The organism is Acidobacteriota bacterium, assembly GCA_039028635.1.
Taxonomy (GTDB): Bacteria; Acidobacteriota; Thermoanaerobaculia; order Multivoradales; family JBCCEF01; genus JBCCEF01.
Window position 1 is genome coordinate 1 of sequence record JBCCHV010000110.1, and the last position, 5,634, is coordinate 5,634.

A 5,634-nucleotide genomic window follows, 5' to 3' on the forward strand; every position below is an offset into this window, starting at 1 on the left:
CCCGAACGGACGATCGAGCAGTTCTTTTGCAGGCTGCTGAAAAACTCATCGGCAACCTGCGACCGAGCCCAGACGGGCTCGGCGGCGGCTCAGCCGCCGCGACGGGAGAGGAGGCCCAAGAACCGCGCTTCTTGGGCCGGAGAGGGGCGCGTAGCCCCTCTCGGAAAAAACAGCTAGCAGCGCTGAAAAAGTCGCGAAGCGGACTTTTTCAGCAGCCTGCTTGCGGGCAGGGCGATGGATCCGCGGAGCGGGTCGCAACCCTGTCAGAACGACTACTTGAAGGGAGGAGTCATGAAGATCCACCACTGGATGATCCTTGCCGCCGTTTCGCTTCTCATCGGGACCGCCTGCGCCACCACCAACCCATCCGCCTCCACGGAGAGCAGCGACGGCACCGCCGATCTGTTCGTCGACTGGACCGACGAGTTCCACGATCCGGGCGACCAGGCCTGCGACGACATTCCGATCAGCGACGGCACCACGACCGTTCTCGACCTGATGGACGAAGCCGAGACCGACTGCAATCCCGCGATCACCTACACCTACTCCGGTTCCGGCGACAGCGCCTTTCTCGAATCGATCGACGGCGTCGAGAACGACCAAGACAGCAACGGCTACTACTGGGTCTACGAGGTCAATGGCGTCTCCCCGAGTGTCGGCTTCGGCGCCTATGTCCTGTCCGACGGCGACAGCGTCGCCTGGGACTATGTCCACTTCAGCAGCGACCGTCGCCAGGCGACCGCCCCCCGCCGCTAGGCGATCGAATCCAACCGGCGCCGGTGCCTTCAAGGGCCGGCGCCGGGTCCCGTCGAGCGCAGCAGGCGAGTGATCAAGAGGAATCCGGCGAGACCCGTCAACGGTGAGGTCAGAAGCCCCGGAAAGTAGCCGCCGGCACGCAGCGCCAACAGGGGATGGACGACCCCGTTGCCGGCCAACGCCAGGGCCAAGAACCACAGCGGCGCCAAGGGCCAGCGCCGCCCCGTCGGCAGCGCGGCGGCGGCCGCCAGCCAGATGAACAGCCAGGCGAGATTGAAGATCACGAAGAATTCCGTCGACCAGGGAGCCTGGCCGAGGACCGCCGGGAACCACACCGCAAAGCCGGTGAGCAGCTCTTCGAGAAAGTGGGCCCCTTGGACGACGATCGCGATCCGGAAGAGGCGTTGTATCGCCAACCGATCGCGCCGTCCGACGATCACTCCGAAGCGGCGGGTCGAGGCCAGACCGAGGGCGACGAGGAGCGCGAGGCTGAGACCCGAGGTGGCGATCACGACGCTGCCCAGGGTTTCTGCCATGGCACATCACTATCGCACAGCGACCTTCAGCGCCGGCGCCGCGCTGGCGTCGACGGCACGGCCTCGACAGGCCGACGCGAGCGGGTCAGCTCGGCGACCCTTGCAGCGACCTCACCAAGGGCCCAAGATCGAGCTCCGGCGGGCGGTCGAAGCGTCGCGAGCTGGTGCGCAAGGACTCGATCCGATCCAGCTCGACGAGGTCCTCAGGGTGGCAGAAGAGGCTCCATCGCCGACCCCACCAAACCAACACCAGGGGCTCGAACAAAAGCTCCTCGTCGCCTCCGAGGCGGAGATAGACGCTCCGACTTCGCCGCACTGCCGCGGCCAGCTCGGCGAGGTGGCGATGCTCCTCGACCGACTCCCCCGGCTCGAGCAGGAAGCGTTGCCCGAGAGTCTCGACCTGCTCCCGGCGAGGCTCCGGTAGGTGCCCCAGAAGCTTGATGCGCAGGGAGTCCTCGTGCCCCTCCAGGTCCAGCGCTCGGACCACATCGAGGCGCCCGGCGAGGCAGAGCGCCAACCTCTCGGTCTCGTCGACGGTCAGCGGGGCCCACGGTGCTCGGAAGCCCGGCAGTAGCTCGACCCCACCGGCCAAGCCGCGCCAGGTCGCCACCGGCACGCCGGCCCGCCCGAGGGCTTCGAGGTCGCGCTGGATGGTGCGTCGGGAAACCTGCAAACGCTCGGCGAGCAGTCCCACCGTCACCCGCCGTCGGGACTGCAGCAGCATCAAGAGCTGGATCAATCGGGTGGCGCGCATCAGGCTGCGAAGAATATGACAACAGATGTCCTATTCGAGCTTGCATAATTCCGCCTGAAGAGCCCTTGGGTCGGCGGCTCCGCCGTCGGCTCATCTGCCCTCCGCGACCGCGCCCGGCGAGAAAGCCGCCGGGCAGCAATTCATCCCCGATCGATCCAGCGAGGAGAACGGACATGAACCACTCTGGCAGCGGTACCCCCGAAGACCCCTGGGAGCTCGCCACCCCTCCCGGCAAATCGAAATTCCTGGCCTATCGCGATCCCGCCGCCGAGCCTCCGGTACTGGTGGTGCGGGTCGGCAGCACCACCCTCCACTACCACCTACGCTGCATCGAGGACCTCCATGCCATGCTCCAGGACCATGGCGACTGGATGCTGCTCGGCAATGCCGACGAGCAGAAACCAGCCAAGGAGGGCACCGTCGAAGCTTGGGGCCGGTCGGGCGACAATCCGGTCGGCGGATGGTACGGCCTCAAAAAGGGACTGCGCGGGCGGTTCGGCAACTATGTACCGCCGGTGCTCGAGGCTCTCGGCCTCGCCGAGGTCGAGCACAAGGCTCGCAACAACCGCATGCGGGCAGCGCCCTAGCTTTTTCAGCAACCTGCTAGGGCTCCGCCTGCGGCGAGCCGCTCGCGATCTCAGGCCGAGAAGTGCTTGGCCGCCAGCCGCTGCACGGTGCGCAGGGTGCGAACGGTCGTCGGCCCAATGGTCTGATCGATGAATCGAAAGTCGAGCTGCGACTGCGAGATACCGCCGATGGGCAGCCAGTGAAGCTCTTGGCCACGCAGCTCGAGCAGGTCGCGGTCCGTCGCCAGCGCGAGAACCGCGCGAGCCTTCTCCGCCGAAGGCTGCGCCGGCAGGAAGGCGACCTGGGGCTTGCCGCCGTAATCCGCAATCTGCTGCGGCGAGAAGACCTCTTGCCGCAGCAGGGCTGCGATCTCCTCGGCGGTTCGCAGCATGGTCGGTACGGCGTAACCGAGGGCCTGCTCGAGGCCAGCTTCGAGCGCTGCGCTGGTCACCGCCGAAGCGCTCTCGAAGACGACATTGCCACTCGCCAGGAAAGCGTGGGCCGGCGCCAAGCCCAGGGCCTCGAAGTGACCACAGAGCTCTTGATTGGTGATCCGCCGGCCACCGAGGTTCATGCCGCGCAGAAACGCGACGTAGCGCCGACGGTCGGTCATGATCTCAGGCCTCGGCGGCAGTGCCGGCCTTGGCGATGGCATCGCCGACTCGCACCTTACCGGGCCGCACGACGGCGGCGTTGATACCCCGCAGGTTGAGCGCGCGACCGCGCGGCGAGCTGATCCAGCGCATGGCGTCCATACCGAAGCGCTCGACGAACTTCTTGCAGCCGGTGTGGGGCATGGGAGTGACCTCGATCGTCGCCGTTCCCAGAGTGAGAAGGGTGCCGGGGGGAAGATTCTCGGCACTGAGATCGAGGTCGACATAGAGCTGATCACCGGCCAGCGGCCAACGGCTCCGCTCACCAGCGACCAACGCCGCCACCCGCGACGACATCAGGTTGAGCTGCATCTGCGGATGGGACGAGCCATCGGCCGTCCGCGAGCTGCCGCGCGTCGACCAGTTGTCACCCACCATCCCGACCTCGCGATCGAGCTCGCCGACTTCGAGCACCTCGCGCTCACCCTCGGCCGGGCGGCGGACGATCAGCTCAACGGTGCCGCGGTCTCGCGGCGACTGGCAAACCTCTTCGAGACCGCGGTCGAGGGCCTCACGGCGGGCGTGAGAATCGGTTTCCACGAGCATGGCGAATCTCCGTCGAAGGGTGAAACGGGAGCTTCCAGTACTCGATGATCGCCGACCGCCGCAGGGACTGCAAGCCCCGCCCCGGAAGCGCCGCCGGACTCAGGCCTCGGGAGCTCCTGCTAGAATGAACCTTTAAGGCGCATGCCATTTTTCGCCGGGACCGTCCACGGTTCCTCGGCTCCGCCTTTCGGAGGGGATTCACTTGAATTTCAATCATCGTGAACGTAGAGGTCGGAAGAAGTCATCGCTGATGACCGTCGCCGAGTTGGTGGCAGAAAGCGGTGTCTCCCTGCCGCGCCTGTTGCGCATCCTCGAGGAGTTTCCGGACCGCGTGCCGACGCGCGGCTCGGACCCCATGCATCGCTACCCCAAACAAGCGATCCGGGTGGTGCAGGACCTCGACCGCAAGGCCACGCCGGCGGCCAAGACCCGGCGTCGCCTGATCAGCATTCCAGCTCAGCAGCTCACCGTCGCCGATAGCCTGGAAAAGGCCAAAAAGGCGAAGCAGGGCAAACAGGCCGCCAATCGGTCGGCCGACGGCGGGGAAGGACGCTCCAACGAGGGCCGCCGCCGCTCGCGCCGAAGGCGTCGCCCCTCGCGTCGCCGGCGATCCGGCAATCCGTCGGCGGGAGGCAACAAACCGCCTCGGGAAGACGATTCCAGTCCCGGCCATACTCCTGGGCCCTCGGCGTCACGACCGGACCGAGATCAGCCCACGGAATCGCCGGTCGGCCCCGTCACCCTGACGCTTCTCGGCATCGCGGGCAGAACCGGTATTCCCTTCCTGGTGCTGCGCGACCTGCTGACCCGATTCCCGGATCGCATCCCAACCGACCAGGGGCGTTTTCCGGAGTCGGCGATCGCGACCTTCGAAGCACTGCTGGCAGAGCTCGAGGCGCCGGAGAGATCACCGATCGCCGTGCGGCCTCGGCGTGCCCCGGTGGCGGCCCTGGAAACACCGGCGGCGGAACCGGAAGGGAGCGCTCTCGAGCCCCGGCTCACCGCCCTCGAAAAATCCCAGCGGGCGCTGGAGGACGAGATTCGACAGCACCTGACGAGTCTCAAGGCGCCGATCTCCGGCGTCGCCAGGGCAGGCAGCTGAAAAAGTCGCGAAGCGACTTATTCAGCGTCTGCGGTCTTTTCAGGGGGGCTCAAGGCGCCCCCCTCGAGCGAACGCACATGTCGTTCGCTCTCACCCCCGTCCTCGGCGCCAAAGGCGCCGCCTCGCGCTGATCGCGCTCGGAGCCATGGGCGGGCCTTGACTTCGCGTTCCCAGGACTCCTGGCAGCCCGCCTAGCGCCTGCTATCCCAAATCGGCTCGGCGACGCCCTTGGCGTGATTGTCGTAGCGCGACAGGGTGAACAGGACGTCGGAGAGGCGATTGAGGTAGCGCACGTTGTCTCCCCCGATCGCTTCTTCCCGCGCCAGCGAGACCACCAGCCGCTCGGCCCGCCGGCAGACGGTGCGGGCGACGTGCAGGTGAGCCGCGGCCAGCGACCCACCGGGCAGGACGAAGTTGCTCAGCGGCTCGAGACTCTCGGCGAGCTCGTCCTGGAACGCCTCGAGGGCGGCGACGTGCTCGGCTCCAACCTTCGGTCCCGGAAAGCGCTCCTTGTCCTCCTCCGGAATACAGAGGTCGGCACCGATGTGAAAGAGGTCGTTCTGAACCCCCTGTAGGAAGGGCCTCAAACGCTCGTCCAGATCGCTCGCCAGCGCCACGCCGACCACCGCGTTGAGCTCGTCGACGGTGCCGTAGGCGGTGGTTCGCAGGGAGTCCTTGGGAACCCGACGGCCGCTGCCCAGGCTGGTGTCCCCGGCATCG

General features: G+C 67.0%; 8 protein-coding genes. 3 read left to right on the forward strand and 5 right to left on the reverse strand.

Annotation, left to right across the window (positions count from 1 at the left end; all coding sequences use genetic code 11):
* Window positions 1–291: 291 nt before the first annotated feature.
* A complete protein-coding gene (locus tag AAF604_24600; protein MEM7052865.1) occupies window positions 292–756 on the forward strand; it encodes a DUF4430 domain-containing protein in 465 nt (154 codons plus the stop codon).
* Window positions 757–785: 29 nt separating this feature from the next.
* Here the strand turns inward: AAF604_24600 and AAF604_24605 are convergent, their stop codons facing one another.
* Window positions 786–1,292, reverse strand: a complete 507-nt coding sequence (locus AAF604_24605; GenBank protein ID MEM7052866.1) for an HXXEE domain-containing protein — start codon at window positions 1,290–1,292, stop codon at window positions 786–788.
* Between the two features lie 85 nt (window positions 1,293–1,377).
* Window positions 1,378–2,046 (reverse strand): HTH domain-containing protein, encoded by a 669-nt coding sequence (locus AAF604_24610; GenBank protein ID MEM7052867.1) that lies wholly within the window; start codon window positions 2,044–2,046, stop codon window positions 1,378–1,380.
* Window positions 2,047–2,219: 173 nt separating this feature from the next.
* Between AAF604_24610 and AAF604_24615 the strand changes: the two genes are divergently transcribed.
* Window positions 2,220–2,633 (forward strand): DUF6855 family protein, encoded by a 414-nt coding sequence (locus AAF604_24615; protein ID MEM7052868.1) that lies wholly within the window; start codon window positions 2,220–2,222, stop codon window positions 2,631–2,633.
* 50 nt (window positions 2,634–2,683) lie between these two features.
* Here AAF604_24615 and AAF604_24620 read toward each other — a convergent pair whose 3' ends face one another.
* Both AAF604_24620 and AAF604_24625 read right to left on the reverse strand, forming a co-directional pair.
* Window positions 2,684–3,226: a DUF1697 domain-containing protein gene (locus AAF604_24620; GenBank protein MEM7052869.1), complete on the reverse strand. Its 543-nt coding sequence runs from the start codon at window positions 3,224–3,226 to the stop codon at window positions 2,684–2,686.
* 4 nt (window positions 3,227–3,230) lie between these two features.
* Window positions 3,231–3,812, reverse strand: coding sequence for an MOSC domain-containing protein (locus AAF604_24625; protein MEM7052870.1), 582 nt, complete (start codon window positions 3,810–3,812; stop codon window positions 3,231–3,233).
* A gap of 250 nt (window positions 3,813–4,062) precedes the next feature.
* Here AAF604_24625 and AAF604_24630 point away from each other — a divergent pair, with 250 nt between their 5' ends.
* Window positions 4,063–4,914 (forward strand): hypothetical protein, encoded by an 852-nt coding sequence (locus tag AAF604_24630; protein ID MEM7052871.1) that lies wholly within the window; start codon window positions 4,063–4,065, stop codon window positions 4,912–4,914.
* A gap of 191 nt (window positions 4,915–5,105) precedes the next feature.
* On the opposite strand, the gene AAF604_24635 is transcribed toward AAF604_24630, so the two are convergent.
* Window positions 5,106–5,634 (reverse strand): cob(I)yrinic acid a,c-diamide adenosyltransferase (locus tag AAF604_24635; GenBank protein MEM7052872.1); only part of this gene is annotated, 529 nt, incomplete at its 5' end.

Bases quoted from the DNA above. Each gene is read 5' to 3' on its own strand.
- AAF604_24600 (MEM7052865.1), top strand. From the start codon at position 292: ATGAAGATCCACCACTGGATGATCCTTGCCGCCGTTTCGCTTCTCATC.
- AAF604_24605 (MEM7052866.1), bottom strand. From the start codon at position 1,292: ATGGCAGAAACCCTGGGCAGCGTCGTGATCGCCACCTCGGGTCTCAGC.
- AAF604_24610 (MEM7052867.1), bottom strand. From the start codon at position 2,046: ATGCGCGCCACCCGATTGATCCAGCTCTTGATGCTGCTGCAGTCCCGA.
- AAF604_24615 (MEM7052868.1), top strand. From the start codon at position 2,220: ATGAACCACTCTGGCAGCGGTACCCCCGAAGACCCCTGGGAGCTCGCC.
- AAF604_24620 (MEM7052869.1), bottom strand. From the start codon at position 3,226: ATGACCGACCGTCGGCGCTACGTCGCGTTTCTGCGCGGCATGAACCTC.
- AAF604_24625 (MEM7052870.1), bottom strand. From the start codon at position 3,812: ATGCTCGTGGAAACCGATTCTCACGCCCGCCGTGAGGCCCTCGACCGC.
- AAF604_24630 (MEM7052871.1), top strand. From the start codon at position 4,063: ATGACCGTCGCCGAGTTGGTGGCAGAAAGCGGTGTCTCCCTGCCGCGC.